Origin of the sequence: Sphingomonas sp. JUb134 (genome assembly GCF_004341505.2) — a bacterium.
Taxonomy (GTDB): Bacteria; Pseudomonadota; Alphaproteobacteria; order Sphingomonadales; family Sphingomonadaceae; genus Sphingomonas.
This window is the reverse complement of sequence record NZ_SLYP02000001.1, coordinates 1,359,696-1,385,788: the sequence shown is the minus strand read 5'-3', so window position 1 is coordinate 1,385,788 and position 26,093 is coordinate 1,359,696. Positions and strand designations below refer to the sequence as shown.

At 69.2% G+C, this 26,093-nt stretch carries 24 protein-coding genes; 9 read left to right on the top strand and 15 right to left on the bottom strand.

The window, feature by feature from the left end:
• Window positions 1-18: 18 nt before the first annotated feature.
• The 4 genes from EDF69_RS06535 to EDF69_RS06520 form a co-directional block, all read right to left on the bottom strand.
• Entirely contained in the window at window positions 19-1,413 is a 1,395-nt protein-coding gene (locus EDF69_RS06535) for an alpha,alpha-trehalose-phosphate synthase (UDP-forming) (RefSeq protein WP_132884366.1), read from the bottom strand.
• On the bottom strand, window positions 1,410-3,209 hold the full coding sequence (locus EDF69_RS06530; RefSeq protein WP_132884367.1) for a glycoside hydrolase family 15 protein: 1,800 nt from the start codon (window positions 3,207-3,209) through the stop codon (window positions 1,410-1,412). The genes EDF69_RS06535 and EDF69_RS06530 overlap by 4 nt, the downstream gene beginning before the upstream one ends.
• Window positions 3,206-3,961, bottom strand: a complete 756-nt coding sequence (gene otsB, locus EDF69_RS06525) for a trehalose-phosphatase (protein ID WP_204991327.1) — start codon at window positions 3,959-3,961, stop codon at window positions 3,206-3,208. Before otsB ends, EDF69_RS06530 begins: the two co-directional genes overlap by 4 nt.
• 275 nt (window positions 3,962-4,236) lie before the next feature.
• Window positions 4,237-5,106 carry a 3-hydroxybutyryl-CoA dehydrogenase gene (locus EDF69_RS06520; protein WP_132884388.1) on the bottom strand — a complete coding sequence of 290 codons (870 nt, stop codon included), beginning with the start codon at window positions 5,104-5,106 and terminating at the stop codon, window positions 4,237-4,239.
• Window positions 5,107-5,178: 72 nt separating this feature from the next.
• Between EDF69_RS06520 and EDF69_RS06515 the strand changes: the two genes are divergently transcribed.
• On the top strand, window positions 5,179-6,279 hold the full coding sequence (locus EDF69_RS06515) for a DUF1176 domain-containing protein (RefSeq protein ID WP_132884368.1): 1,101 nt from the start codon (window positions 5,179-5,181) through the stop codon (window positions 6,277-6,279).
• A 4-nt stretch (window positions 6,280-6,283) separates the two neighbouring features.
• Here EDF69_RS06515 and egtD read toward each other — a convergent pair whose 3' ends face one another.
• Genes egtD through gluQRS form a run of 5 tightly spaced genes read right to left on the bottom strand, consistent with a single transcriptional unit; the run spans window position 6,284 to window position 10,214 of the window.
• A complete protein-coding gene (egtD, locus tag EDF69_RS06510) occupies window positions 6,284-7,255 on the bottom strand; it encodes an L-histidine N(alpha)-methyltransferase (protein WP_132884369.1) in 972 nt (323 codons plus the stop codon).
• Window positions 7,255-8,523, bottom strand: coding sequence for an ergothioneine biosynthesis protein EgtB (gene egtB / locus EDF69_RS06505; RefSeq protein WP_132884370.1), 1,269 nt, complete (start codon window positions 8,521-8,523; stop codon window positions 7,255-7,257). The genes egtD and egtB overlap by 1 nt, the downstream gene beginning before the upstream one ends.
• A 15-nt stretch (window positions 8,524-8,538) precedes the next feature.
• On the bottom strand, window positions 8,539-9,108 hold the full coding sequence (locus tag EDF69_RS06500; protein ID WP_132884371.1) for a cob(I)yrinic acid a,c-diamide adenosyltransferase: 570 nt from the start codon (window positions 9,106-9,108) through the stop codon (window positions 8,539-8,541).
• The gene (locus EDF69_RS06495; RefSeq protein ID WP_132884372.1) at window positions 9,108-9,335 is read right to left on the bottom strand and encodes a twin transmembrane helix small protein; all 228 of its coding nucleotides are present in this window, start codon (window positions 9,333-9,335) and stop codon (window positions 9,108-9,110) included. Before EDF69_RS06495 ends, EDF69_RS06500 begins: the two co-directional genes overlap by 1 nt.
• A 9-nt stretch (window positions 9,336-9,344) precedes the next feature.
• Entirely contained in the window at window positions 9,345-10,214 is an 870-nt protein-coding gene (gene gluQRS / locus EDF69_RS06490) for a tRNA glutamyl-Q(34) synthetase GluQRS (RefSeq protein ID WP_132884373.1), read from the bottom strand.
• Window positions 10,215-10,310: 96 nt separating this feature from the next.
• Between gluQRS and EDF69_RS06485 the strand changes: the two genes are divergently transcribed.
• From EDF69_RS06485 to EDF69_RS06470, 4 genes are all read left to right on the top strand, one after another.
• Window positions 10,311-10,877 (top strand): HNH endonuclease, encoded by a 567-nt coding sequence (locus EDF69_RS06485; protein ID WP_125961668.1) that lies wholly within the window; start codon window positions 10,311-10,313, stop codon window positions 10,875-10,877.
• A 143-nt stretch (window positions 10,878-11,020) separates the two neighbouring features.
• Window positions 11,021-13,246 carry a transglycosylase domain-containing protein gene (locus tag EDF69_RS06480; RefSeq protein ID WP_239555345.1) on the top strand — a complete coding sequence of 742 codons (2,226 nt, stop codon included), beginning with the start codon at window positions 11,021-11,023 and terminating at the stop codon, window positions 13,244-13,246.
• Window positions 13,247-13,299: 53 nt separating this feature from the next.
• Window positions 13,300-14,301 (top strand): threonine aldolase family protein, encoded by a 1,002-nt coding sequence (locus EDF69_RS06475; RefSeq protein ID WP_132884374.1) that lies wholly within the window; start codon window positions 13,300-13,302, stop codon window positions 14,299-14,301.
• Window positions 14,298-15,227: an EamA family transporter gene (locus tag EDF69_RS06470; protein ID WP_132884375.1), complete on the top strand. Its 930-nt coding sequence runs from the start codon at window positions 14,298-14,300 to the stop codon at window positions 15,225-15,227. Before EDF69_RS06475 ends, EDF69_RS06470 begins: the two co-directional genes overlap by 4 nt.
• Here the strand turns inward: EDF69_RS06470 and EDF69_RS06465 are convergent.
• Window positions 15,137-15,970 carry an NAD(P)-dependent oxidoreductase gene (locus tag EDF69_RS06465; protein ID WP_132884376.1) on the bottom strand — a complete coding sequence of 278 codons (834 nt, stop codon included), beginning with the start codon at window positions 15,968-15,970 and terminating at the stop codon, window positions 15,137-15,139. The genes EDF69_RS06470 and EDF69_RS06465 overlap by 91 nt on opposite strands.
• 237 nt (window positions 15,971-16,207) lie before the next feature.
• On the bottom strand, window positions 16,208-17,848 hold the full coding sequence (locus tag EDF69_RS06460) for a M28 family metallopeptidase (RefSeq protein WP_132884377.1): 1,641 nt from the start codon (window positions 17,846-17,848) through the stop codon (window positions 16,208-16,210).
• Between the two features lie 266 nt (window positions 17,849-18,114).
• On the opposite strand from EDF69_RS06460, the gene EDF69_RS06455 reads away from it, so the two are divergent.
• A complete protein-coding gene (locus tag EDF69_RS06455) occupies window positions 18,115-18,537 on the top strand; it encodes a DUF4279 domain-containing protein (RefSeq protein WP_132884378.1) in 423 nt (140 codons plus the stop codon).
• Window positions 18,538-19,183: 646 nt separating this feature from the next.
• Here the strand turns inward: EDF69_RS06455 and recN are convergent.
• Both recN and EDF69_RS06445 read right to left on the bottom strand, forming a co-directional pair.
• Window positions 19,184-20,848 carry a DNA repair protein RecN gene (gene recN / locus EDF69_RS06450; RefSeq protein ID WP_132884379.1) on the bottom strand — a complete coding sequence of 555 codons (1,665 nt, stop codon included), beginning with the start codon at window positions 20,846-20,848 and terminating at the stop codon, window positions 19,184-19,186.
• A gap of 39 nt (window positions 20,849-20,887) precedes the next feature.
• Complete coding sequence (locus tag EDF69_RS06445) at window positions 20,888-21,691, bottom strand: outer membrane protein assembly factor BamD (RefSeq protein WP_125961676.1); 804 nt, start codon at window positions 21,689-21,691, stop codon at window positions 20,888-20,890.
• A 126-nt stretch (window positions 21,692-21,817) separates the two neighbouring features.
• Between EDF69_RS06445 and EDF69_RS06440 the strand changes: the two genes are divergently transcribed.
• Window positions 21,818-22,648 (top strand): class I mannose-6-phosphate isomerase, encoded by an 831-nt coding sequence (locus tag EDF69_RS06440; protein WP_132884380.1) that lies wholly within the window; start codon window positions 21,818-21,820, stop codon window positions 22,646-22,648.
• 63 nt (window positions 22,649-22,711) lie between these two features.
• On the top strand, window positions 22,712-23,410 hold the full coding sequence (locus EDF69_RS06435) for a hypothetical protein (protein WP_132884381.1): 699 nt from the start codon (window positions 22,712-22,714) through the stop codon (window positions 23,408-23,410).
• 369 nt (window positions 23,411-23,779) lie between these two features.
• On the opposite strand, the gene EDF69_RS06430 is transcribed toward EDF69_RS06435, so the two are convergent.
• The gene (locus EDF69_RS06430) at window positions 23,780-24,271 is read right to left on the bottom strand and encodes a hypothetical protein (protein WP_132884383.1); all 492 of its coding nucleotides are present in this window, start codon (window positions 24,269-24,271) and stop codon (window positions 23,780-23,782) included.
• 167 nt (window positions 24,272-24,438) lie between these two features.
• On the opposite strand from EDF69_RS06430, the gene EDF69_RS06425 reads away from it, so the two are divergent.
• Entirely contained in the window at window positions 24,439-24,978 is a 540-nt protein-coding gene (locus EDF69_RS06425) for a glycine zipper 2TM domain-containing protein (RefSeq protein ID WP_132884384.1), read from the top strand.
• A 36-nt stretch (window positions 24,979-25,014) separates the two neighbouring features.
• Here the strand turns inward: EDF69_RS06425 and rarD are convergent, their stop codons facing one another.
• Window positions 25,015-25,911 (bottom strand): EamA family transporter RarD, encoded by an 897-nt coding sequence (gene rarD, locus EDF69_RS06420; protein WP_132884385.1) that lies wholly within the window; start codon window positions 25,909-25,911, stop codon window positions 25,015-25,017.
• Window positions 25,912-26,093: the final 182 nt, after the last annotated feature.

Here is a 26,093-nt window from a genome sequence, read left to right as displayed (position 1 = left end):
AGGGCGCAGCGGCCGGGCCTAGATTGTGTTCCGCTCGCACAGCGGCGCTTTGGTCAGCGTATCTAGGAAACGCCGGCGCCACCACAGCACGTCCTCGTTGCGGACGTTGTCGAACATCGGCTTCCACCGGGCGATGCGCTCCTCGCGCGACATGCGCAGCGCCTTGTCGATGGCGTCGGCCACGTCCTCGGCGCTGTAGGGATTGCAGAGGACCGCCTGCGGCATCTGCGCGGCGGCACCCGCAAAGCGCGACAGGATCAGCACGCCCGGGTCGTGCGGGTCCTGCGCCGCCACGAATTCCTTCGCCACCAGGTTCATGCCGTCGCGCAAGGGGGTGACGAGGCCGATCCGGGCCGCGCGGTAGATCCCCGCCAGCACGTCGCGCGGATAGCCCTGGTTGACGTAGCGGATCGGGACCCAGTCGATATCGGCATAGGCGCCGTTGATGCGCCCCGACATGGCGTCGAGGTTGTCGCGAATGTCGCGATAGCTCTGCACCGCAGTGCGCGAAGGCGGCGCGATCTGCAGCAGATAGACCAGCGCGCGGCGGTCGGCATGGTTCTGGAGGAAGCGCTCATAGCCCGAGAAGCGCTCGGCAAGGCCCTTGGAATAGTCGAGCCGGTCGACGCCCACCATCATGCTGCGGCCCACCGCGCTTTCGAGCATACGCAGCTGGGTCGCCTTGGCGACGGGGCCATTGGCAGCCTTGATGAACGAGTCCGCATCGATGCCGATCGGGCAGGCGATCGCGCGGATCGTCCGTCCGCCCACGGTCACGCAGTCGCCGTCCGACAGCACGCCGCCCATTTCCGTCACGACATAGTGGCGGAAGGATTCGAGCCACTCTTCGGTCTGGAAACCGACGACGTCATAGGCGAACAGCGACTCGACCAGCCGGCGATGCTGCGGAAGCGCGACCAGGAGGCGGGTCGGCGGCCACGGGATGTGGAGGAAGAAGCCCATGCGGTTCTTCACGCCCTGCTGGCGCAGCACCCAACCGAGCGGGATCATGTGATAATCGTGGACCCACACCACGTCGTCGGGCTCAATGTGCGGGCCGATGGCCTGGCCGAAGACGCGGTTCACCCGCTCATAGCCGCCCTGGAAGTCGCGCTCGAACTCGGTAAGGTCGAGCCTGTAGTGGAACAGCGGCCACAGCGTGCGGTTGGCGAAGCCGTCGTAATATTCCTCCACGTCCTGCTCGGACAGGTCCATGACCGCGGAAGTCACGCCCTCATAGGTCTCGAACCGGAGCTTATGGTCCTCCCCGGTCTCGCCCGACCAGCCGAACCAGATGCCGTGCTCCTCGCGCAGCGCCGCCGTCAGCGCCACAGCAAGGCCGCCCTGCGCACCCCCCGCGTCGGCGGCGGTCGGCGCCTGCACGCGGTTCGAAATCACGATCAGGCGACTCATCGTACCTCCGTCCACGGCTTGCTGAGCAGCATCGCCGAATTGATCAGCCCCACCAGCGAATAGGTCTGGGGGTAATTGCCCCACAGCTCCCCGGTGCTTGGATCGATATCCTCCGAAAGAAGTCCTGCCGGCGTCCGCCGCTCGATCATCTCCTCCAGCAGGACGCGCGCGTCCTCGACACGCCCCGTCGCGTGCAATGCCTCGATGAGCCAGAAGGTGCAGACGTTGAAGGCGGTATGCGGCAGGCCGAAATCATCTTCGGTCGCATAGCGCAGCATGTGCGATCCGCGCCGGAGCCCCGCCTCCACCGCCTCCAGCGTGCCGCGGAAGCGCGGGTCGTCGGGCGCGACGAAGCGCAGGTCGAGCAGCTGGATCAGGCTCGCGTCCAGATCGTCGCCGCTGAAGGTCGCCGACATGCGCTTCGTGTCCGGCCGCCACGCCGCCTGCTCGATGCGCTGCCGCATCGTGTCCGCACGGTCGCGCCAGAAGGCGGCACGATCCGCGAGCCCCAGGTGCTTCGCCACGCTTGCCAGCCGGTCGCATGCCGCCCAGCACATCGCGGCCGAATAGGTGTGCACGTGGCTGCGCGTGCGCAGTTCCCACAGCCCCGCGTCGGGCTTGTCGAACGCCTCCCAGGCGCGCTCGCCTACCGGCTCCAGCGCCTCGAAGTCGCCCTGCCCGGCGATCCGGAACAGCCGCTGGTCGAAAAAGGCCTGGGCGTTCGACAGCACGATCTGCCCATAGGCGTCGTGCTGGACCTGCTCATAGGCCTGGTTGCCGACGCGCACCGGACCCATGCCGCGATAGCCGGGGAGACTCTCCGCGATGCGCTCGGGAAGCTGCGCCTCGCCACCCACACCATAGAGCGGCTGGATGTGCCCGCCCTTGGCGTTGTCGACGATGTTGCGCAGATATTCGAGATAGCCTTCCAGGACGTCGAGCGCGCCCAGGCGGTTGAGCGCCTGCACCGTGTAATAGGCATCGCGGATCCAGCAGAAGCGGTAATCCCAGTTGCGCTGCGACCCCGCATGCTCGGGGATGGAGGTGGTGAGCGCCGCGACGATGGCGCCGGTCTCCTCGTGCTGGCACAGCTTCAGCGTGATCGCCGCGCGGATCACGGCGTCCTGCCACTCCGCCGGCGTGGCGAGATCCCGCACCCAGTGTCGCCATTCGCGCACCGTCCGGTCGAGCATCGCATCGATCGCGGTCGGGATCGCGGCCGCGAAGCTCTCGTCCGGCCCCAGGAAGAAATAGAGCGGGCGCTCTACCCGGAACAGGCGCTCCTCCTCGATCCAGCCGATCGGCGCGTTGCTCGACAGCCGCAACGTCATGTCGTTCAGCAGGTAGCGGATATGGTTGCTGCCCCGCGTCCGCTCGGGTGATTGCGCACCCCAGTCGCGCGCCGGGCGCAGCCGCACGCGCACCCGCGGCGATCCCGCCACCGGCCGGACGATGCGGCAGAAGGCCACCGGCCGATACATGCGCCCGTTGCGGCGAAAGCGCGGTGCGAAGTCGACCACCTCGATGGCGTTGCCGTCGGCGTCGCTGTGCCGGGTGATCAGCACCGGGGTGTTGCGGACGTAGGACTGGCGGGTCTCGACGCAGCCTTCGAGGTCGATGTCCCAGAAGCCGCTCGACCCCTCCTCGCCACCCCGGGGCCGGTCGTCGAGCAGCGAGCAGAAGGTCGGTTCGCCGTCGACACGCGGGACGCATCCCCAGACGAAGCGGCCGGCCCGATCGACCAGCGCGGACACCTGGCAGTTGCCGATCGGCCAGAGGTCGAGCGTCGCCGTCAAGCCGCCACCTCCAGCCAGCGGCGCAGACTCCACACGTCCTCGAGCCGGAACCGGGCCGCGGTATCGCGCGGGCTGCCGATCAGGATGCCGGCACCCCCATGACGGGCACACAACACGAAGCCGGGCTCGTCGGTCAGGTCGTCGCCGACGAAGATCGGCGCATGGCCAAGGAACGGCGCATCCTCCAGCAGCGCGGCGATCGCGGTGCCCTTGTCATGGCCGGCCATGCGCAGCTCGGCCATCATTTTCCCGTGCTGCACCTCCAGCCCCTCGTGCCGGGCGAAGGCCTCCACCAGCGCCTGGGCCTCCGCCTCGACTTCGGGCGCCATGCGGTAGTGGATGGCGACGCCCAGCGACTTCACCTCGATGACGACGCCGGGGCGGTTCCCGAACCGCTCCGTGAACGCAGCCTCGGCGGTCTCCAGTGCCGCAGGGCGCTCCGGCCGGACGATCGCGCCGCCGGCGCGGCGGATCTCCGCGCCATGGCTGCCCACGACCGCGATCCGCCCGAGCGAACGACCGAGAAAGTCGTCGATCTGCGCGATCGAGCGCCCGCTGACGATCGCCACGCGCCCGTCGAGCCGCTCGCCCAGGCGTTGCAGCAGCGTGTGGAGCGCCTCGTCGACGGACACGCCGTCCGGCCGCTGGGCCAGTTCCACCAGCGTCCCGTCGAAATCCAGGAACAGGCTTGCATCATGAAGCAGGGAAAATGGAGGCTCGACCAGAGCCGCGGACGCCGACGAAACTTGCATGCCTCTCCTAACCCCACAGCCGCGCATTCGTTTCGCGCAGCCGATCATTTCGTCCCGGAAACGACCTTTAGCGCCCCCGCATGCGCTCGACCACTGGGGGGGGCCAGGCGTAATCCGCCTCGCGCTCCCTTTCCGTGCTCCCGCGGAAGCGGGAGCCTGGGGTTCCAGGGACTGCCCGCCGTTGCTCTGCTTGGCCCTGGATCCCCGCCTGCGCGGGGATACGGAGTGCTGGGGTGGCGTTGGCAGCCCAGCAGAAGCCTCACCCCGCCAGTCGCCTACCGCGTCGGCACCGGCTCCGCGCCCGTGTAGTCATAGAAGCCGCGCTTGGTCTTGCGGCCGTACCAGCCGGCTTCGACATACTTCACCAGCAGCGGTGCCGGCCGGAACTTGGGGTCGCCCGTCCCCTCGAACAGCACACGGGTGATCTCCAGGCAGGTGTCCAGCCCGATGAAGTCGGCGAGCGTGAACGGCCCCATCGGGTGGTTGAGCCCCAGCTGGCAGGCGGCGTCGATGTCCGGGATCGTCGCCACGCCCTCACCGAGCGCAAAGCAGGCCTCGTTCAGCATCGGCATCAGCACGCGATTGACGATGAAGCCGGGCGCGTCGTTCGCATGCACGATCCGCTTGCCGAGCGACTGGCCGAACGCCTCCACGCGCGACACCGTCTCGTCCGAGGTCGCGAGCCCGCGGATCAATTCGATCAGCCCCATGACCGGCACGGGATTGAAGAAGTGCACGCCCATGAAGCGGGCGGGATCGGGCGACGCCTGCGCCAGGCGGGTGATCGGGATCGACGAGGTGTTGCTCGCCAGGATCGCGTCGGGACCCAGCACCTTGCCCACCTCGGCAAAGATCGCGCGCTTGATCGCCTCACGCTCGGTGGCCGCCTCGATGACCAGGTCGCAGGGTGCCATGGCGGCGACGTCGCCTACCGCTTCGATGCGCCCGAGCGCCGCATCGCGGTCGTCGGCGGTGATCTTTTCCTTTTCCACGGCGCGGGCAAGCTGCCTGGCGATCCCCGCCTTGCCTGCTTCGGCGCGCTCGACCGACACGTCCGACAGCAGCACGCGGTAGCCGGCTTGCGCCGCCACCTGGGCGATCCCCGCCCCCATCTGCCCTGCGCCGATCACTCCGACTGCCTGCATCATCCATCCTCCTGTCTTTGACGGCGGCAATAGCGGGTTTCGACGGCCGGCACAGCGCGATAGTGTCGCCCCATGCACCGCCTCTCCCTGCTCGCCTGCCTTTTCCTCCTGCCTCTCGCCGGCTGCGGCAACGATTCCGCGCCTGCCAACGCCCAGCCGGGCCAGACCGCCGCTGCGCCCCAGCCCCTTGCCCAGACACCGCAGCAGGCGGATGCGGACAGTCACGCTTCCCCGAAGCCTGCCGAGACCAAGACGTTCCGGGACTGGATCGTCGGCTGCGACAATGGGCTTGCGTGCCGGGCCGTGGCGCTTGCGCCGGAAGACGAGATCCAGCCGACGCTGATGCTGACCCTCGACCGTGCCGCGGGACCGGGAGCGGTGCCCGAGGTGCATGTCACGGGACAGGAGGAACGCCTGCCGCCGCTCACCATCTCCGTAGACGGGAAGCAACTCGCCAAGGGCGGCACGGCAGCCGATGGCGCGGTGCAGTTCGACGGCACCGATGCGGAACGGATCGCCGCCGCGCTCGGCAACGGACGGCGGCTCGCTGTCTCGGACGATACGGGCAAGGCGATCGGCACGGTGAGCCTGGCGGGCGCCGCCGCCGCCCTTCGCTGGATCGACGAACGGCAGGGACGCGCCGGCACCAGCGGCGCACTGGTCGCCCGCGGGAGCAAGGCAGATACGGCCACCGCCCCCGCACTTCCGGTGATCCGGGCCGTGCCGGTACGCGGGGAAGCCGCACTGCTCGATCCCGCCCGCGTCGCTGCCATGAAGCGCGAGGCGGGATGCGAAACCGATCGCGACCTCGGCCCGCCGCAGGCCAAGCCGCTCGGCGACCGCACCCTCGTCCTGCTCCCCTGCTCGTCGGGCGCCTATAATCTGATGATGGCGGTGTTCACCGTGCGCGACGGCAAGCACACGCCGGCGCAGTTCGACGCACCCTCGGGCATGTCCGAAGACGGTTCGCCGATCCAGAACGTCGTCGACGGCAGTTTCGAGAATGAGGTGCTCACCAGCTTCGCGCGGGGCCGTGGGCTCGGCGACTGCGGCATCCGCCAGGAGTTCGTCTGGGACGGCACCCGCTTCCGCCTCTCCCGCCAGGAGGAGATGCCCGAGTGCCGCGGCAGCAAGGTGTACCTGCCGACGTGGCGCGCCCGGGTCGTGCGCTGAGGCGCTAGGGCGCGGCCGCGAAGGGCTGCGCCTCCGCCAGGATCAGCGCGAACCAGCCCTGCTCGTCGGACCATTCGCCGATCGGGGTCCAGCCTCCGGCGCGCAGCAGCACGCGGGCACCGCGCTCCCCATATTTGTGGCTGTTCTCGGTGTGGATCGTCTCGCCCGCGCCGATCTCGAAGGATTGGCCAGCGACGGTGAAGCGCAGGTCGCGCGTCGCTTCCAGATGCATCTCGATGCGGGAGGCGGCGTCGTTCCAGATCGCCCGGTGGACGAAGTGCGCGACCGGGATCGTCCCCTCCAGCTCCCGGTTGATTCGTTCGAGCAGGTTGCAGTTGAAGGCGGCGGTGACGCCCTGGGCGTCGTCATAGGCGGGAACCAGCACCGCCTCCGGCTTCACCCGGTCGATCCCGATCAGCAGCTGCGCGCCCTCCCCCAGCGATCCGCGCATCGCCCGCAGCAGGTCCACCGCGGCATAAGGCTCCATGTTGCCGATGGTGGAGCCGGGAAAGAAGCCGAGCTTGGGCTTGCCCTCGACGGCGCCGGGCAGCGTCACGGGACGGAGGAAGTCCGCCTCCAGCGGCAGGACCGGCAGGGTCGGGAATGCCTGCTGCAGCTCGGCGGCGGAGTCGCGGAGGAAGTCGCCCGAGATGTCGATCGGCACATAGGCCGCGGGGGCGATGCCCCCCAGCAGGATCGGCGTCTTGGCGGAGGAGCCCGATCCGAACTCCACCACCGCACGGCCCGCCCGGCACAGCGCCGCGACCTCCGGCACCGCCCGGTGGAGCAGCGCGGTTTCGGTCCGGGTCGGGTAGTATTCCGGCAGTCGGGTGATCTCCTCGAACAGCTCCGATCCACGGCGGTCGTAGAACCAGCGCGCCGGAATTGCGCGCGGGCGCATGGCAAGGCCGGCGAGCACGTCGGCGCGGAAGCGCGGGTCGACGGCGGCAGGCGCGGCTGCGTGGTGTCCTGGCATCAGGGGGATCCAAGGTCCTTCGCGAGCCGTACGCCGGTGAACTGCCAGCGCTGGTGCGGGTAGAAGAAGTTGCGGTAGCTCGCCCGCAGGTGTCCGCGCGGAGTGGCGCAGGAGCCTCCGCGCAGCACGAACTGGCCGCTCATGAACTTGCCGTTGTACTCGCCGACCGCCCCCTCGGCCGCCTGAAACCCCGGATAGGGACGGTAGGCGCTGCCGGTCCACTCCCAGACGTCGCCGAAGAAGGCGGGGGCGGCCGCAGCCGGGCGCGGCTCGACCGGCCCGGCCCCGTCCAGCTGGTTGCCGCCACAGGCATCCTCACCCGCGGCTGCCGCTTCCCACTCCTGCTCGGTCGGCAGGCGTGCGCCCACCCAGCTGGCATATGCATCCGCTTCAAAGAAGCTGACATGCGTGACCGGGGCGGCAGGATCCAGCGGGCGCCGTCCATCCAGCCCGAAGCGGGTCCAGCCGCCGCCCTCGCCTTCCGCCCAGTAAAGCGGCGCCGTGATCCCCTCGCGCTGCACCCAGGCCCAGCCGTCCGACAGCCAGTGGCGCGGCTCGCGATAGCCGCCATCGGCGATGAAGGCCGTCCACTCGCCATTGGTGACGGTCCGGTCGGCGATCGCATGGGGGTGCAGCAGCACCCGGTGGCGCGGCCCCTCGCAATCGAAGGCGAAGTCCTGGCCGCCATGCCCCACCTCGGCAATACCGCCCGCATGCTCGATCCAGCCGATCGGCGGCGGGACTGTGACCGGCTGCTTGCGTGGCGCAGGCCACAGCGCCGGCTCGATCGGGTTCTCGGAAAAAAGGTGCAGGATGTCGGTGAGCAGCAGTTCCTGGTGCTGCTGTTCGTGGTGACAACCGAGCTCGACCAGCTCCACGGCGTGCGGCGGCAGGCGCGCCCAGTTTGCCAGCACGGCCTCGGTTACCGCGCGGCGATAGGCGAGCACCTCCGCGAGCGTCGGGCGCGTCACCATGCCGCGGCGAGCGCGGGCGTGCCGCTTCCCCTCTGCCTCGTAATAGCTGTTGAACAGGAAGGGGAAGCGCGGATCGTGCAGCGTGTAGCCCGGCACATGGTCCCGCAGCACGAAGGTTTCGAAGAACCAGCTGGTGTGCGCCAGATGCCATTTGGCGGGCGACGCGTCGGGCATCGACTGGACGCTGGCGTCGGCATCCGAGAGCGGCGCGACCAGCGCCTCGCTCAAGGCGCGCACCCCGGCGAACCGACGCTGGAGCGGGGGAGACGCAGGCTCGTACTGAATGTCCTGCATCGCCCGCCGTTTCGCCTATCGCTGTGCCCCTGGAACCCAGAGAACGTCTCCGGCCCCGGCTTGGTTCACCCAGCGGGCGGCGACGAACAGATAATCGGAAAGGCGATTGAGATAGGCGAGCGCCAGCGGGTTCAGCATCGCGTCCTGCGTGGCGGCAACCGCGCTGCGCTCGGCGCGCCGGGCGATCGCGCGCGCCAGGTGAAGGGCGGACGCGGACGCGTCCCCTGCCGGCAGCACGAAGCTGGTGAGCGGGCTCAGCTCGTCGTTCAGCCGATCGATCTCCTGCTCCAGGCGGGTGACCTGGGAGGCGACGATGCGGAGCGCCGCGCCCGGCGCTTCCCCTTCCGCCAGCGGAGTCGCGATGTCCGCGCCCAGGTCGAACAGGTCGTTCTGGATACGCGCCAGCGCTTCCTCGACGATGCCCTGCCCCAGTGCCGTGCGCGCGACGCCGATGGCGCTGTTCGCCTCGTCCACGTCGCCGATCGCCGTCATGCGCAAGGAGGACTTCGCAACCCGCGAACCGTCCGCCAGGCCGCTCGTGCCGTCGTCGCCGGTGCGCGTGTAGATCTTGTTGAGCTTGACCATCAGGTGCGCCCCGCCGCGAACAGGATCAGTACCACGATCAGGATGGCGATCGCCTGGAACAGGATCCGCGCCTGCATCATCTTGTTCGACTTCAGGCTCGCCGCACTCGGCCCCTGCCCGCGCGCCTCCTCGCCGGAGGTCTTCAGGAACGTGACCACGCCACGGACCAGCGCAACCACCGTCGCGATCATCGCCGCGACCAGGAGCAGGACGAGAAACGTGTTCATGCGGGGAGCCTAGGCGCTTGCCAGCGCGAAGCCAAGCGGCAGGCGCCCCGCCCTCAGATCGCCTGCGAGGGCCCGCCCATCGACGCCCGCCAGCCGCATCGACTCCAGCGTCGGCGCACCATGCCGCTTGGCGAGCCGCTCGCCATCGCTTCCCACCAGCAGCGGGTGGTGATGGTAGAAGGGCGTTGGCAGATCGAGCAGCGCCTGGAGCAGCCGGTGGACGTGGGTTGCCGCAAACAGGTCGCGGCCCCGCACCACGTCGGTGACGCCTTGTGCCGCGTCGTCCACCGTTACCGCCAGGTGATAGCTGACGCCCGCGTCCTTGCGGGCCAGCACGACATCGCCCTGGCCCTGCGGATCGGCGCGCACCACCCCGACATGGGCATCGCGCCATTCGAGCGGCCCGGCGGCCGCGACCGCGCGCGCCATGTCGATCCGCCACGCGTGCGGCTCGACGGCGAGCCGGCGGGCGCGGACATCGGGCGCAAGCTCGCGGCAGGTTCCCGGGTAGACCGGCCCGTCGCTGCCGTGGGGAGCGGACGCGCTTGCCGCCACTTCGCGCGCGATGTCGGCGCGGGTGCAGAAACACGGGTAGACCAGCCCCTTCACCTTCAGCCGGTCGAGCGCCTCCGCGTAGATCGGCATCCGCTGCGACTGGAACGCCACCGGCCCGTCGTGCTCGAGCCCAAGCCAGGCGAGGTCCGCCAGGATCCCCTCGACGTGCTCGGGCCGGCTGCGGCCCTGATCGATGTCCTCGATGCGGAGCAGGAAGCGGCCGTCGCTCGCCCGCGCCAGCGCATGCGCCTGCACCGCCGACCAGGCGTGTCCCAGGTGCAGCCGTCCCGTGGGGCTCGGCGCGAAGCGGCTGGTGCGGATCATGCAACTCCCCCTTGACCGGCCCTTGCGGCCCATGCTGTCATGCCCTTGTCACCACGCGCTGTCATAGGCAGCCGGGAACGAGGGCGAGGGGAACGCATGTTTCATCCCGATCTGATGCGCCATCCGGACAGTTGCCCGGCCCTTGTGCTGAACGCCGACTATACGCCGCTCAGCTACTATCCCTTGAGCCTGTGGCCCTGGCAGACCGCGATCAAGGCGGTATTCCTCGATCGGGTCGACATCGTCGCCCATTACGAACGCGAAGTGCACAGCCCCACCGCCTCGCTGAAGCTCCCTTCGGTGATCGCGCTCAAGCAATATGTCCGCCCCTCCGCCTTTCCCGCCTTCACCCGCTTCAACTTGTTCCTGCGCGACCGCTTCGCCTGCCAGTACTGCGGCGCGCCCAAGGACCTGACCTTCGACCACGTCGTGCCGCGCGCCCAGGGCGGCCGCACCACCTGGGAGAATGTCGTCACCGCCTGCGCGCCGTGCAACCTCAGAAAGGGCGGCCGCACCCCCCGCCAGGCCGACATGCCGCTCCACATCGCGCCGATCCGCCCGACCAACTGGCAGTTGCAGGAACACGGCCGCCGCTTCCCGCCCAACCACCTGCACGACACCTGGCACGACTGGCTCTACTGGGACGCCGAACTAGAGGCCTGAGGGCTGCGGTCAAGCCGGCCACGTTTTCGCAACCGAACCCCGCCTTTTCCTCGCCTAGCTCGTGCGCTAGCGGGTCCTTGCGCACCACCGCGACGCACCCGCGCTTGCGGATGCTGTGCTAGAGACGTAACACAGCCCTTCAGATGCAAGACGATCCCTTCCCGCAAGGCCGCCCGCTCGATCCGGCCCGCGTCGGCCGCTCCTCCACCGCCCTGCGCGAGCTGGAGCAGCAGCGCCGTGCGCGGATGGCGCAGTTCGATGCCGCGCTGGCGGAGTTCGATCTGGCTGCTGGCGCCGGTGCCGGCACCGCCACGCCGCTCGGCAACAACGGCGGCTTCGGGGCGCCGCCGCCCCCGCCGCCGCCGCCTTCCGTGCCGCCGGTCCGCAGCGGCCGCCCCCGCTGGTTGCGCTGGACGATCCGGCTGGTGGCGGCGGGCATCATTCTGCTGGTGCTGGCGATCGCGTGGCTGGCGCTCACCGCGCCCCTGTCGAAGTCGCTGCAGCCGCCGCTGCCGCCCTCGATCACGCTGCTCTCTGCCGAGGGCACTCCGATCGCCCAGCGCGGCGCCAACATCGGCAAGCCGGTCGACGCGACCAAGCTTCCCAAGCACGTGACCCAGGCGTTCCTCGCCGTCGAGGATCGCCGCTTCTACAGCCACTGGGGCATCGACCCGCGCGGAATCCTGCGCGCCATGGTGCACAACACCATGTCGGGCGGGGTGCGCGAGGGCGGCAGCACCATCACCCAGCAGCTCGCCAAGAACGCCTTCCTCGATTCGGATCGGACGGCGGCGCGCAAGCTGCGCGAGGTGATGATCGCCTTCTGGCTGGAAGCGTGGCTGACCAAGGACGAGATCCTGTCGCGCTACCTCTCCAACGTCTATTTCGGCGACAACGCCTATGGCCTGGCGGCCGCGTCCGAGCATTATTTCAGCCGCAAGCCGCAGGACCTGAATACCGCCCAGGCAGCGATGCTCGCAGGCCTCGTCAAGGCGCCCTCCCGCCTCGCCCCCACCGGCAATCTCAAGGGCGCGCGCGAGCGCCAGGCCGTGATCGTCTCGACGATGAAAGCCGCCGGGTTCCTGACCCCGGCCGAGGCGCGGGCGGTGAAGCCCGCCAAGCTCCGCGTCGCCAAGGGCGATGATCTCCCCAGCGGCACCTATTTCGCCGACTGGGTGATCCCGGCTGCCCGCGACCGTGCCGGCGGCGTCGGCCCCGACCTGCGCGTCACCACCACGCTGGAAAGCCGCATCCAGCGCGCCGCCGAGCGTGCGGTGCGCCGTGCCGGCCTGCGCCAGACCCAGGTCGCGCTGGTCGCGATGCACCCCGACGGCCGCGTGATCGCGATGATCGGCGGCAAGAACTACAAGGACAGCCCCTTCAACCGCGCGGTGCAGGCGCGCCGCCAGCCCGGCTCCACCTTCAAGCTGTTCGTCTATCTGGCGGCCCTGCGTTCGGGCCTCAGCCCCGACTCTCCCGTGCAGGACGAGCCGCTCACGATCGGCGACTGGAGCCCCAAGAACAGCGACGGCCGCTATCTCGGCACCATCCCGCTCACCCGCGCCTTTGCCCGCTCCAGCAACGTCGCCTCGGCGCGGCTGACGCAGGAAGTGGGCGTGCGCAACGTGATCCGCGCCGCCCGCGACCTCGGCATCTCGACGCCGATCCCCAACGAGGCGACGATCGCGCTCGGCACCGCCAACGTCTCGCTGCTCGAACTCACCGCCGCCTATGCCGCGATCGCGGCCGGCGAGGCGCCGGTCCGCCCGCATGGCCTGAAGGACGAGGAACAGACCAGCTGGTTCGAACGGCTGCGCAACAGCAGCCGCCCGCTCGGCCGCCGCGAGCTCGACGGCATGCGCGAGCTGCTCGCCGCCTCGATCCGCGGCACCGGCCACCAGGCGAACCTGCCGATCGAGGCGTTCGGCAAGACCGGCACCACCCAGGACTCTCGCGACGCGCTGTTCGTGGGCTATGCCGGCGACATCGTCGCGGGCGTGTGGCTCGGCAACGACGACAACACGCCCAATCCCGGCCTCGCCGGGGGCGGCCTGCCCGCGCGGATCTGGCGCGACTTCATGACCGAGGCGCTCGGCGTGCAGCTGCCGCCCCCGCCGCCGGAAGTGAACGAGGATGTCGACGAGGCGATCGACAACAGCGTCGACATCGCAGGCGACGCGATCGATGAGGCCGGTGCCAGGATCGACGAGGCGACGGACGCGCTGGAGGGACAGGTCCAGGGCCTCGGCCTCAACCTGCGCCTCGACCGGGACGGCGGCATCGTGGTGGACCGCAACGGCCCCGACCGCCGCGCGCCCCCGCCCCCGCGGGAACCCGACGCCCGCCGCCTGCCTGAAGACGAAGAGTGAGCGCGGCCTAGCTAGCCGTTGACCTCGGCCGCGCCGCCGCCCAAGGCGCGGCCATGCGCTTCTTCTCCGACAATGCCGCTGCCGCCTGCCCCCAGGTGATCGAGGCGATCCTCGCCGCCAACCGGCTCGACACCGCCTATGACGGCGATGCGCTCAGCCAGTCGCTCGACGGCCGACTGTCGGAGCTGTTCGAGACCGAGGTCGCGGCGCTGTGGGTCCCCTCCGGCACCGCCGCCAACTGCCTCGCGCTCGCAGCACTTTGCCCGCCGCACGGCGCCGTCGTCTGCCACGCCGACGCGCACATCCAGAACGACGAGGGCGGCGCACCCGAATTCTACACCCATGGCGCCAAGCTGCTGCTGGTCGAAGGCCCCGGCGCCAAGCTCACGCCCGACACCCTGGCCGCCCGCCTCGACCGCGTCGTCGAGGGCGTCCATTGGGTCCAGCCGCACGCGGTCTCCATCACCAACGCCACCGAATACGGCCTGGTCTACACGCCCGAAGAAGTCACCGCGATCGGCGCCATCACCCGCGCCCGCGGCCTGGGCCTGCACATGGACGGTGCCCGCTTCGCCAATGCCGTCGCCCACCTCGGCTGCTCGCCTGCCGAAGTCACCTGGCAGGCCGGCGTCGACGCCTTGAGCTTCGGCTTCATCAAGAACGGCGGCATGAGCGCGGAAGCCCTGGTGTTCTTCAAGCCCGAGCTGGCCGCGGTCGCCAAGGCCCGCCGCAAGCGCGCCGGCCTGCTCGCCTCCAAGGGCCGCTTCCTCGCCGCGCAGATCCTGGCGATGGTCGAAGACGACCTGTGGCTCGCCAACGCCCGCGCCGCCAATGCGGGCGCCGCCCTGCTCGCCCAGGCGGCAGGCGACCGCCTAGTCCACCCGGTCCAGGCCAACGAGGTCTTCCTGCGCGCCACTCCGCAGGAGGCCGCGTCGCTGCGCGCGCTCGGCTTCGACTTCTACGACTGGGCCGCCGGCGAGATCCGGCTGGTCACCTCCTGGGATCAGACCGAGGACCAGATCCGCCCGCTGGCAGAGGCGATCGCGGCGCTGTGACCACTCCCGTCCCCGCGCAGGAGACACCACGCTCCGCAACCCTCGGCGTGCTGGTCCCGTTCGGGATCGTCACGCTGATCTGGGGATCGACCTGGATCGTCATCCGCGACCAGCTGGGCGTGGTGCCGCCGACCTGGTCGGTCGCCTATCGCTTCGGCGTCGGCGGGATCGCCATGCTGGTGTGGGCGCTGCTCCGGCGCGAGTCGCTTCGCCTCGACGCGCGCGGCTGGGGCTTTGCCGCCGTGCTGGCGCTCACCCAGTTCTGCCTCAACTTCAACTTCGTCTATCGCGCCGAACAGTTCGTGACTTCGGGGCTGGTTGCCGTCGTCTACGCGCTGCTGATCGTCCCCAATGCGACGCTGGCACGCATCTTCCTCGGCCAGCGCATGGGCCGCCAGCTGCTGGTCGGCTCCGGCATCGCCATGGCCGGGGTCGCGCTGCTGTTCGTGCATGAGCTGCGCCAGGCAGCGGCCGACAGCGACACGGTGCTGCTGGGCATGGGCATCACCCTTGCCGGCGTGCTCTGCGCCTCCGTCGCCAACGTCATGCAGGCGACCAAGGCCGCCAAGCGCTATCCGATGGCGCCGGTGCTCGGCATCGCCATGTTGATGGGCGCCGCGATGGACGCGGCGTTCGCCAGCGCCACGGTCGGCCCGCCGGTGTTCGACTGGCGCTGGGCCTATGTCGCGGGCATCCTCTATCTCGCGATCTTCGGCTCGGCGATCGCGTTTGCGCTCTACTTCGGCATCATCCGCGCGATCGGCCCGGCCAAGGCGGCGTACAACGGCGTCGTCGTGCCGGTGATCGCGATGCTGCTCTCGACCCTGTTCGAGGGCTATCGCTGGTCGCTGATGGCCGGCGCCGGGGCGCTGCTGGTGCTCGCCGGACTCGTCATCGCATTGAGCGCGCGCAGGCCGAACCGATAGTCGGGATAGCGCGGCCGCCAGCCGAGCACGCGCTTTGCCCGCCCGTTCGCCACTCGCCGGTTCTCAGCATAGAAACCCTGCGCCATCGGCGACAGGCTTTCGAGTGGCACGAACGGCGGCGGCGCCATCCCCAGCAGCCGCGCGGCATATTCGACCACCGCATTCTGGTCCGCCGGCAGGTCGTCGGAGAGGTTGTACGCCCCCGCCGGCCCGTCCAACGCCGCCACGACGCCCTCGGCAATGTCCTCGACATGCACCCGGCTGAACACCTGTCCAGCCAGGTCCACGCGGTGCGCGGTCCCGGCCCGCACGCGGTCGAGCGGCGAGCGGCCGGGACCATAGATCCCCGGCAGCCGCAGCACCCGCGCGCCCAGCTCCAGCCACGCCCGGTCCGCCGCCACCCGTGCCGGCCGCCGCCCGCGCAAGGGCGCGCTCTCGTCCACCCAGCCGCCTCCGGCGTCGCCATAGACCCCGGTCGAGGACAGATAGCCGAGCCAGCACCCCCGCTCGGCCAGCGCCCCGCCATAAGCCGCCAGCACCGGGTCCAAGTCGCCTTCGGGCGGCACAGTCGACAGCACCGCATCAGCCGCAGCAATCTCGAAGCGGACGCGATCGGCATCGCCAAACGCGATCGTCCCATAACGCCCGTCCCGGCTAGTGCCCATCACCCGCCAGCCCCGCACGCGCAGCCGCTCGGCAGCAACGCCCGCGGCATAGCCCAGCCCGAACACCAGCATCCGCATCCTAGACCGACCCCATCCTCACCACGCCATCCCTCCTACCCGTTTGTTTGGAGTAGCCGTCGAGCCTGTCGAGACAGCGTATCGAGAAATCGCTTGCGGCTCTTTCGACGCCGCTCTCACACCCCGCCTGCACCCCTCCCCTTCGTGTCGAGAGGTCGCGCCTCCCTCTCGACACAGGCTCTCGACAAGCTCGATCCCTGCTCGAGACAAACGGGGCGGGAGCCTGCGCGATCCGACTTACTTCGCCATCGGCCCTTGGTAGAGCGTCCCGAAGTAATCGCCCTTGTTCCACCGCGGCCGGTCCGGCGCATCCGCCAGCGTGCGCACGATCGCCTGGTTCACGTCGACGAAGTCCTCCGCCGCCTGCCAGTCGATCGGCAGCCCGATCTCGTCCGAGGGCTGGTGATAGTTGTTCTCCAGGAACGCCTTGGTCGCCGCCGCTCCCGGCCCGCCCGGCCCCGGGTTGAGCGACACCGAGGGCACGCCCTGCCGCACGAAGCTGTAATGGTCGGTACGCACGAAGTCCGCCTCCTCCGGCGCCGGGTCGGGCAAAAGCGCGAGGCCACGCGCCTTGGCCGCCGCCGCCACCGCCGGTCCGATGCTCGACCGGTCGGCCCCGAACGCGACCAGGTCGACGAAGCGATAGGTCAGGATCGGCATGTCCAGGTTGACGTTGGCAACTACATTCTCCTTCGCCACCGTCGGGTGGGCCGCGAAGTAATCGGAGCCGATCAGCCCCTTCTCCTCGGCGGTGACGGCCACGAACAACAGGCTGCGCTTGGGCCGCGTCTTCTCGGCGCCGAACGCCTTGGCGACCTCCAGCATCGATGCGATGCCAATCGCATTGTCGAGCGCGCCATTGTTGATCGCATCGCCATCCACCGGCTTGGTCACCCCGATGTGGTCCAGGTGTGCGGACAGCACCACCACTTCGCGCGCCAGCGTCGGGTCGGAGCCGCGCAGCATCCCCACCACATTGGCGCTCGGCACATGCTCGATCGTGAAGCGCTGCTCCGTCGACAGCGTCGCCGCCAGCGCACCCGTCGGCAGCTTCTTGCCGGCATCGTCCGCCGCGCGCACGTCGCTCCAGCGGATCTTCGATCCCGCAAACAGCTTCTCCGCGCCGGCAAAGCTCAGCACGCCCAGGGTCGGCACGCCCACGTCGCGCGGCTTGCCCGCCGCGTCCGCCCAGGTGACGCCGCGCGTGTCCCAGCCCTCGGCCATCGCCTCGAACGGGAACACCTGGTGGATCTGGCTGGTCTCGATCACCACCACGCCTACCGCGCCATGCGCCTTGGCCACCCGCGCGCGATCGAGCCGGTTGCTCAGGTGCGCCGCGATCTCGCTGTTGAGCCCCTTGGGCCCGCTGTAGAGGATCGCGACGATCTTGCCGCGCACGTCGAGCCCGCGATAGTCGTCGCGCCCGCTCGCCTTGTCGACGATGCCATAGCCCGCGAACACCACCGGCGCGGAAAGCGCGATGCGCTCGGCAGTGGGCGTCACCCGGATCGTCCAGTCGGTGCCGAACGCCATCGGCACGGCCCTGCCCGCGACGCGCAGCGCCATCGTCGGCTCGCCCGCCGGTTTGGCCGCCACCAGCGGCACCGGCTGGAACCAGCTACCGTCCTTGCCGCCCGGCGTCAGCCCCGCCGCCAGCATCTGCGCGGCGACATATTCCGCCGCCACGTCATAGTCCGGCGTCCCCGCCTCCCGCCCCCGCAGCACGTCGGAGGCCAGGAACGCGACATGCGCCTTCAGCGCCGCCTGCTTCGGGGTGAGCGCCGCCTCGGCCGTGGACACCGCGGGCGCGGCTTGGGCAAGCGCGGGCTGTGCCGCGATCAGGGAAAGCAACGGCAGGCAAAGCAGCAGGGAACGCATCGGCAACTTTCGGGGAGGGAGAGAAAGCACCACCCTAGAGCAGGATAGCGCCAAGCAGAAGCGGCATGGCGCAGGCGCGGCACGGATCTCTCTACGTCGCCGACTGCTACAGAGTGCGGTTCACGCCACGGTTAACCGCGTCCATCGTCACTCACCGCTTAAGCGATCTCGCGTCCGCAACTGGACGTCACGGTCGTTCGGCCGATCGCTGGCCTGTATGGCGCATTGTGGGTGGAAAGCGGGCGTGTACGAGCTATGCTCCACCAATGATCGAGCTGGCCGAATGCAAAGCTTCTCTATGGCTCAAGGGTGACGAGCTGGACCCGGACAAGCTTGCTCGATCACTCGGGTGCACCCCAGCTTACTGCATCCGCAAGGGCGACATCTACCTGTCCGAAACCGGTGAGAAGATGGTGTCGAGCACCGGACGCTTCCAGCTCACAACCGGCTGGCGGACCGACCAGCCTCTCGAGCTCTTGCTTCGGGAGCTCCTTGATCAGCTGCCGGACGACCCTGCCCTGTGGGCGGAGATCAATCGCACGCTATCGGGTAAGATCTTCTGCGGCCTCATGCTGAACAGCTCGAATGAAGAGGCCGTGCTGTCGCCCGGTACGCTGCTGGGTTTGGCACAGCGCGGCCTTTCATTGCACTTGGATATGTACGACCGATTTGACGAACCGGTCACCTAACCCGCACCAATAGCCGACGTGGGCGCCTCGTGCCCTGCCGTTCGGGGGTGCCGTCGGGGTATCGTCTGGCGGTAGCGCCGCTTAGACCTAGCTTTTCTGCCGTGTCTGCTGGAGCACGGCGGACGGTGTCTCCGCCGCTGATATCCGAAATGGGTGGAAAGCGGACGTTAGAAATAACGAAGCGCGGGCTCCTCGAAGCAGATGACCTCCAAGCAATGATCCGGCGTTCTAATCAGGCAGGAAAATGTCTCCTCCGATTCCTGGACGCGAGCGTTGGCGCGGTAGTCAAGGAGGTAGGGGGCGTCGCCGCTTAGCTCGATGCCGCAGCCTGGGTCAGCGGAATAGATGAGCGGCCTACCTTCAAAAGCACCTAAATATCGGTGGTAATCGCTCTCCGCAAAGGATCGAAAGGCTCGGGGAAGCGTGAACACAACCTCCAGAAGCGGACAATTTGTCCCGTCCCCCAGCAGAAGCACCAACTGCTCCAAATCGTAAGCGGCGCGCAGCAGGAAGAAGGTGGGGGATCGGAACGGAGGGCCGGTCAGTCATCCTCAACCCTGCGGCAACGGAGCGTTGTCCGCAAGTGGGGCGTTAGCGGACGTTCCCCTATAGGCGTTCACCACCCAGCACCCCGCAATGCCCCCGCTCAGGCGGCGTCGATCAGCCGGGCCGCCTGCGCGCGCGCCTCGTCGGTGATCTCCGCGCCCGACAGCATCCGCGCGATCTCCTCGCGCCGTTCCGCCGGATCGAGCGGCGTGACGCCGGTGCGCGTCACCACCCCGTCATGCCGCTTGGCGATCAACAAATGCCGCCGCCCACGCGCGGCCACCTGCGGGCTGTGGGTCACCACCAGCACCTGGGTGCGCTCGGCCAGCCGCGCCAGCCGGTCGCCGATCGCCGACGCCACCGCGCCGCCGACGCCGCGGTCGATCTCGTCGAACACCATCGTCCCCGCGCCGCCTTCCTCGGCAAGCGCGACCTTCAGCGCCAGGATGAAGCGCGACAGTTCGCCGCCGCTCGCGATCTTGATCAGCGGCGCGAACGGCGTGCCGGGATTGGTCGCGATCTCGAACTCGACCCGGTCCTTGCCCGCGGCCGACCATTGCTCCGAGCCCAGCGGCGCGACCACCGTGCGGAAGCGCGCCGCCTCCAGCTTGAGGGGCGCCAGCTCGCCCGCGACCGCACGGTCCAGCGCGCCCGCCGCCGCCGCCCGCCGCGCGCTCAGCGCCTCGGCCGCCGCATCATAGGCGCCGCGCGCCGTCGCGACCTCGGCCACCAGCGCGGCGATCCCTTCCTCGCCCGACTCCAGCCGCCGCAAGCGCCCGCGCAGCTCGTCGGCCAGCTCGGCCAGTTCGTCCGGCCGCACGCGGTGCTTGCGCGCCACCCCGCGCAGCTCGAACAGCCGCGCCTCGTCGTCCTCCTGCGCGCGCGGATCGAACGCCAGTGCCGCCCGCGCCTCGCGCAGCCGGTCTTCGGCCACTGCCCCCTCGATCACCGCGCGATCGACCGCCGCCAGCGCCTCGGCGAGCGCGGGATGGTCGTCGCCCAGCCGCTCCAGCACCCGCGCCGCCTGGCGCAGTTGCGAGAGGCCGCCGCCCGATCCTTCCAGCAGGGTTTCCACCGCCCGCAGATCGTCGGACGCCTTTTCGGCGCGCTGCATCAGCCGACGGCGGTCGGCGAGCGCCTCCTCCTCCCCCGGCTCGGGCGCGAGCGCGTCGAGTTCGGCGACAGCGTGCTCCAGCCACTCGCGGTCGCGCTGCGCGGTCTCGATCTCGGCTTGCGCCGCGCCGAGCGCCGCCTCGGCATCGCGCCATTTGCGATAGGCGGCGCTCGCCTCCCGCACATCGATCCGCGCAAAGGCATCGAGGAGGGCGCGGTGGCCACGCGGGTTGAGGAGGCCGCGATCGTCGTGCTGGCCGTGGACCTCGACCAGATGCTGCCCCATCTCGCGCAGCAGCGCCGCCGACGCCGGCTGGTCGTTGACGAACCCGCGGCTGCCGCCGTCGCGCTTCACCAGCCGCCGCACGATCAGCGGCTCGCCGGCCTCCAGTTCCAGCCCGTTTTCCTCGACGATGGCGGCGAGCGGCGTGCCGGCCGCGGGCGCATCGAAGCTTGCGGTCACCACCGCCTGGGTTGCACCATCGCGCACCAGCCCGGTGTCGCCGCGCGCGCCCAGCGCGAGGCCGAGCGCGTCGAGCAGGATCGACTTGCCCGCCCCGGTTTCGCCGGTCAGCACGCCCAGCCCGGCGCCGAACTCCAGGTCCAGCGCCTCGATCAGCACGACGTCGCGGATCGACAGTGCCGTCAGCATCGATCCGTCCTCATCGTCCGGGGTCGGGGATCGCGCGCGTCAGGCGTCCTTGGCGGCCGCGGTCTGGGGCGCATGCTCCTGCATCAGCTTGTAGGCGCGCTCGTACCATTCGGTGCCGGGATAGTTGGCGCCGAGCACAGCCGCGGCCTTGCGCGCTTCGTCCGGCACGCCCAGCGCCAGATAGGTCTCGGTCAGGCGCATCAGCGCCTCGGGCGCATGGGTGGTGGTCTGATACTCGTCGACGACCCGACGGAAACGCATCGAGGCTGCGAGCCACTGGCCGCGCTGCTCGTAGAAGCGGCCGATCTCCATTTCCTTGCCGGCGAGATGGTCGCGCACCAGGTCGAGCTTCAGGCGCGCGTCGGCGGCATAGTTGGTCTGGGGATAGCGGCGGATCAGCTCACCCAGGGCGGTCATCGCCTGGTCGGTGATCTTCTGGTCGCGGGTGACGTCGGCGATCTGCTCGTAGTAGCACAGCGCGATCAGATAATAGGCGTAGGGCGCTTCCTGATTGCCCGGGTGCACCGTCAGGAACCGCTGCGCGCCGGCGATCGCCTTCGCATAGTCCTTGTCGAGGTAATAGCTGAACGCGCCCATCACCTGCGCGCGGCGCGCCCAGACCGAATAGGGGTGCTGGCGCTCGACCTCGTCGAACAGCCCGGCGGCGAGCTTGTACTGCCCCCGATCCAGGCGGTTCTTCGCCGCGGTGTAGAGGGTGCCCACGTCGCGCGCCACATAGGGCGTGTCGGCGGAGCCGCCCCCGCTGCGCGCGCAGCCGGAGAGGGTTGCCGCTCCAGCGGCGAACAGGACCAGCGTGCTTGCACGGAACAGGGACTTACGCATGACCTGCGTCTAGCCGCTTAGGGGTGGCGCGAACAATAGCTTTCGCGCAACGTGAAACCGATCGGATGCGCGGCGGCCCCGCCGTGCATCCCGACGCCTTGTGCCCCACGAGAACGGAGAACCGACTTGCCCGCGACGATGCTCGAAACCCACCGCGTCGAAAAGCCCTGGGGCCGCACCGACCTGTGGCCCGGCTTCCCCGATCCGGCCCCGGGCAGCGATCCGATCGGTGAGGTCTGGTTCAAGTCGCCCGGCGATTCGACCCCCGACCTGCTCGTGAAGTACCTCTTCACCAGCGAGAAGCTGTCGGTGCAGGTCCACCCGGACGACGCCCAGGCGCAGGCCCGCGGCCTGCCGCGCGGCAAGGACGAATGCTGGGTGATCCTGGCCGCCGAGCCGGATTCGACCATCGCGCTCGGCACGCTCGCCCCGATGACCCACGAGGAGCTGCGCGCGGCAGCCGAGGACGGCTCGATCGAGCACAAGCTCGACTGGAAGCCGGTGAAGGCCGGCGACTTCTTCTACTCCGCCTCCGGCACCGTCCACGCGATCGGCGCCGGCATCACGCTGATCGAGATCCAGCAGAACTCCGAGACGACCTACCGCCTCTACGACTATGGCCGCCCGCGCGAGCTGCACCTGGACGACGGCGTCGCCGTGTCGGACGCGGTGCCCTTCGTCGCCCCGGCCGCAGCCGGCAAGGTGTCCGAGGATCGCACCATCCTGGTCGAAGGTCCCAAGTTCGTGCTGGAACGCTGGCCCGCCGGCACCCGCACCGTGACGCTGCCGGAAGGCACCACCGGCTGGCTGGTCCCGGTCACCGGCCAAGGCACCGCCGACGGCACCCCGTTCAAGGCCGGCGAATGCCTGACGCTGACCGGCACCACCCAGGTCGAAGCCGGCGAAGGCGCCGACCTGCTGTTCGCTTACCCGGGCAGCGAGCGCATCGCCGCCTGATCCACACGGCCGACCCGCGCGCCCGCGCTCGGGTCGGCTCGCCTCCGTTCGACAGGTTGGTTGATGAACACGACTCTGCTGCGCCTGCTGCTTCCGCTCTCGCTTGCCTTGCCCGTGCCGGCGCTCGCCCAGGCCGACGAGGCCGAGCTCGAGGCGACCGAGGACGCGGTGGAGGAAGAGGACATCCAGCTTACGCCCGAGACGCTGGGCGATGCGCTCAGCTGCCGGTCCCATCCGGCCGCGGTCGCCTTCGCCACCGCGCTGTTCCTTCAGGGCAAGCCGCCCGCCTGGATGCGGGAGATCAAGGAGAGCGAGGAGACAAAGGGCGTGATCGGCCTCTACGGCTACACGCTCTCCAAGCCCGTCGCGTTCCTGGGGGAGCAGGTCTCCACCGTCTATTTCCTGAAGGATTGGGTCGTGACGTTCTGGCCGCGCGACAAGGCGGCGGCCTTTATCGCCGCGCAGAAAATGGAGCGCGCGCCCATCAAGGTCACCGAGCAATATTATCGCTTCGTGGATCCCGAGACCGGCCCCATGCTCGGCGCCTATGAACCGACCGGCGGCTCGATCGAGGCGGCACTGGCCAAGGCGTTCGGCGGCGAGGCGCCTCCGTCCCCTCCCACGGACCATCTGTTCGTCGGCTGCAACTACACGCCCGCTTCCCAGGCCGACTTCCTGAAAGCCGCCGCGCAATCCGAAGCGATGCTGCGCGAAGCCGCTGCGGGCATTGCTGCGTCGCTCGGTTCGGCAGACGCGGACTAGGTTGCGGCCTGAACGAGAGCGGCAACTAGCGCCTACTTGCCGACATTCCCTAGCGCGTCGATGCTGGCCTGATGGAATATGATCTCAGGCGTTGGATGCTGCTCACCGTCATTCGCGCGACCACCGGGAGCAGCTGGAGCGAAGTGGTGTGTGCGGCTGCTTCTACTGCCAAGCAACCTTCATGACGGCTAGTATCGATGAGTGGCTGGAGGATGAAGGCGGAACAGCCCTTTGCCCCCAGTGCGGCGTGGATTCGGTGATCGGTTCAGCGTCCGGGTATCCCGTGGAAGACCGATCTTTTTTGAGCTCTATGCACACTCGCTGGTTCGACTGAACGGCAGCTAACCACTTACTTGCACCCATGTCGGATCAGCCGATGAGATTTAGGCCGTGACTCATCACGAGGTTTCTGATGGCGACCTCATCCGCATTCCGTTCGAGGAACACGGTATCGGTGCGGGCATCGCCGGACGAGATACGGATGTGAGAGACCGGTGCGTAGAACTCCGCGCCCCAAGTTCGATCTTCTACCATAGCGGTCACGGCCTTCTTCAGACGGCGATCCCAGCGAGCGTGCCAAGTCACCTGCGGCCTCGAACGCGATCCAGTCAGACGGAAAACACCACCGTCGAAGATGCTGCGGTAAAAGGCGCGGAATCTCCGGTTTTGCTCGTGGAAAGCCTGCTCAAACCCGTTGGCGCGGGCTCGCTCCAGCGAGACGAACGGGTGCAGTGACCATTCGTTCTCTGTCAGCCAGTGGTCGAATATCGAGACCGAGTACCGCCTGTAGCCAAGCTGCTGGAGGCTGAATTCGGTCCAGTCTTCCGGTTGCGGAAAATGCTCAATGCCTCTGATCGTCATATAATACCGTTACACGCTATGTCCGCTGTCCACCCACTCCTGACCAGCATTCAAACTCTCCCGCCTCGCTTGCTAGCCTTCGCATGAACGGAAGGTAGTTTGCCGTTCACGCAACCCGGGACTCCATCGCACCGTTCTTCACGCATCAAAGCCAAGTGGAGACTGTCATGCGTATTCCCCTGATCGCCAGCCTGATGGCGGCCATGGTTCTTCCCACCATCCCGGCTGCCGCGTCGGCGGCGCCGGCCGCGCAGGGATGGCGCGATCAGGATTATCGCGATGCCCGCGCCCGGCAGCAGCGCGAGCGGAACGAGCGGCGCTGGAACGAACGCCGCGAGGATCGCCGCGACGACCGCCGCCGCATCTCCCAGAATCAGCGCGATTGGCGCCAGTACCGCAACTACGACTACAACCGGTACGAGCGCGGCCAGGGCCGCTACTATGCCGATCGCTACTATCGCGGCGGCAACTACTACCAGCCGCGCTACCTCAGCCGGAACGACCGCGTCTACCGCGGCAGCAACGGCCGCTACTACTGCCGCCGCACGGACGGCACGACCGGATTGATCGTCGGCGGCCTGGCCGGTGGCGTGCTGGGCAACATCCTCACCAACGGCGACTCGCAGCTGCTGGGGACGCTGATCGGCGGTGCGGGCGGCGCACTGCTCGGCCGCTCGCTCGATCGTCGCGAGGTGGTCTGCCGCTAAGGCAGGAGGGGCCGGCGCCTGCCGGCCCCGTTTTCGTCAGGCGACGGCGTCACGCCGCGTGCGGCCGAGGACGCTGCCGCCGACATAGACCGCAAGCCCGGCCCAGATCAGCCCGAAGCTCAGCAGCTTGGCCGGGTCCAGCCGCTCGCCGAACAGCGTGATCGCCAAAAGGAACTGCATGGTCGGCGCCAGGAACTGGAGCAGGCCCAGCGTCGCCATCCGAAGCTCGCGTGCGGCCGCCGCGAACAGCAGCAGCGGCACCGTGGTGACCGCCCCCGCCAGCACCAGCAGCGCGGTGGTCCCGCCCTCCCGGCCGAAGCTCATGCCGCCGTGGCCCGACAGCCAGACGAGATACGCGAGCGCAAACGGCGCCAGCAGCAGCGTCTCGATCGTCAGCCCCTCGAACGCCTCGACCGGGGCCAGCTTGCGGATCAGGCCGTAGAAGGCAAAGCTCAGCGCGATCGTCAGGCTGATCCACAGCGCACCGCCCGCCCCCAGCGCCAGCACCGCGACCCCCGCCCCGGCAAGAAGCACCGCCACCGCCTGCGCGCGCGTCAGCCGCTCGCCCAGGAGCGCCACGCCCATCGCGATGTTGAGCAGCGGGTTCAGGAAATAGGCCATGCTCGCCGCCAGCACCTGGTGGTGCAGCACCGCCCAGACATAGAGCAGCCAGTTGGCCGCGATCAGCACCGCGCTCGCCGCCAGCATCGCCATGGTCCGCGGATTGCGCAGCACCGCCCACAAGGAGGCGCGACGGCCCAGCACCAGCACGATTGGCACCAGCAGCACGACGGACCACAGCACCCGCTGCGCCACGATCTCGCCGGCGTCGACCTGGTCGAGCAGGTGGAAATAGAGCGGCAGCAGCCCCCACAGGCCATAGGCGGTGGCGCCGTGGATCAGGCCGCGACGGCTTTCAGGCTGATGCGTCATGAATTCGGAACCCGCGGTGATGGGGGAGAAGCGCCGCCGCCGTGCCGCCAAAGCGCTGCCATGTCCACCCGTCGCGCACTTCGGTCGCCCCTCTGCACGGCTTCTGCACCGAAGCGCCATGGTTTCCGGTCGACCGCTTCCGCGCGACCTCGACGGGCGCTGTTTAGTCCCGGGCCGATCAA

Bases quoted from the DNA above. Each gene is read 5' to 3' on its own strand.
- EDF69_RS06480 (WP_239555345.1), top strand. From the start codon at position 11,021: ATGCAAGACGATCCCTTCCCGCAAGGCCGCCCGCTCGATCCGGCCCGC.
- EDF69_RS06430 (WP_132884383.1), bottom strand. From the start codon at position 24,271: ATGACGATCAGAGGCATTGAGCATTTTCCGCAACCGGAAGACTGGACC.
- EDF69_RS06535 (WP_132884366.1), bottom strand. From the start codon at position 1,413: ATGAGTCGCCTGATCGTGATTTCGAACCGCGTGCAGGCGCCGACCGCC.
- EDF69_RS06515 (WP_132884368.1), top strand. From the start codon at position 5,179: ATGCACCGCCTCTCCCTGCTCGCCTGCCTTTTCCTCCTGCCTCTCGCC.
- EDF69_RS06455 (WP_132884378.1), top strand. From the start codon at position 18,115: ATGATCGAGCTGGCCGAATGCAAAGCTTCTCTATGGCTCAAGGGTGAC.
- otsB (WP_204991327.1), bottom strand. From the start codon at position 3,961: ATGCAAGTTTCGTCGGCGTCCGCGGCTCTGGTCGAGCCTCCATTTTCC.
- rarD (WP_132884385.1), bottom strand. From the start codon at position 25,911: ATGACGCATCAGCCTGAAAGCCGTCGCGGCCTGATCCACGGCGCCACC.
- EDF69_RS06435 (WP_132884381.1), top strand. From the start codon at position 22,712: ATGAACACGACTCTGCTGCGCCTGCTGCTTCCGCTCTCGCTTGCCTTG.
- EDF69_RS06460 (WP_132884377.1), bottom strand. From the start codon at position 17,848: ATGCGTTCCCTGCTGCTTTGCCTGCCGTTGCTTTCCCTGATCGCGGCA.
- EDF69_RS06445 (WP_125961676.1), bottom strand. From the start codon at position 21,691: ATGCGTAAGTCCCTGTTCCGTGCAAGCACGCTGGTCCTGTTCGCCGCT.
- EDF69_RS06485 (WP_125961668.1), top strand. From the start codon at position 10,311: ATGTTTCATCCCGATCTGATGCGCCATCCGGACAGTTGCCCGGCCCTT.
- gluQRS (WP_132884373.1), bottom strand. From the start codon at position 10,214: ATGATCCGCACCAGCCGCTTCGCGCCGAGCCCCACGGGACGGCTGCAC.
- EDF69_RS06495 (WP_132884372.1), bottom strand. From the start codon at position 9,335: ATGAACACGTTTCTCGTCCTGCTCCTGGTCGCGGCGATGATCGCGACG.
- egtB (WP_132884370.1), bottom strand. From the start codon at position 8,523: ATGCAGGACATTCAGTACGAGCCTGCGTCTCCCCCGCTCCAGCGTCGG.
- EDF69_RS06425 (WP_132884384.1), top strand. From the start codon at position 24,439: ATGCGTATTCCCCTGATCGCCAGCCTGATGGCGGCCATGGTTCTTCCC.
- egtD (WP_132884369.1), bottom strand. From the start codon at position 7,255: ATGCCAGGACACCACGCAGCCGCGCCTGCCGCCGTCGACCCGCGCTTC.
- EDF69_RS06465 (WP_132884376.1), bottom strand. From the start codon at position 15,970: ATGCGGATGCTGGTGTTCGGGCTGGGCTATGCCGCGGGCGTTGCTGCC.
- EDF69_RS06500 (WP_132884371.1), bottom strand. From the start codon at position 9,108: ATGGTCAAGCTCAACAAGATCTACACGCGCACCGGCGACGACGGCACG.
- EDF69_RS06520 (WP_132884388.1), bottom strand. From the start codon at position 5,106: ATGCAGGCAGTCGGAGTGATCGGCGCAGGGCAGATGGGGGCGGGGATC.
- EDF69_RS06475 (WP_132884374.1), top strand. From the start codon at position 13,300: ATGCGCTTCTTCTCCGACAATGCCGCTGCCGCCTGCCCCCAGGTGATC.
- recN (WP_132884379.1), bottom strand. From the start codon at position 20,848: ATGCTGACGGCACTGTCGATCCGCGACGTCGTGCTGATCGAGGCGCTG.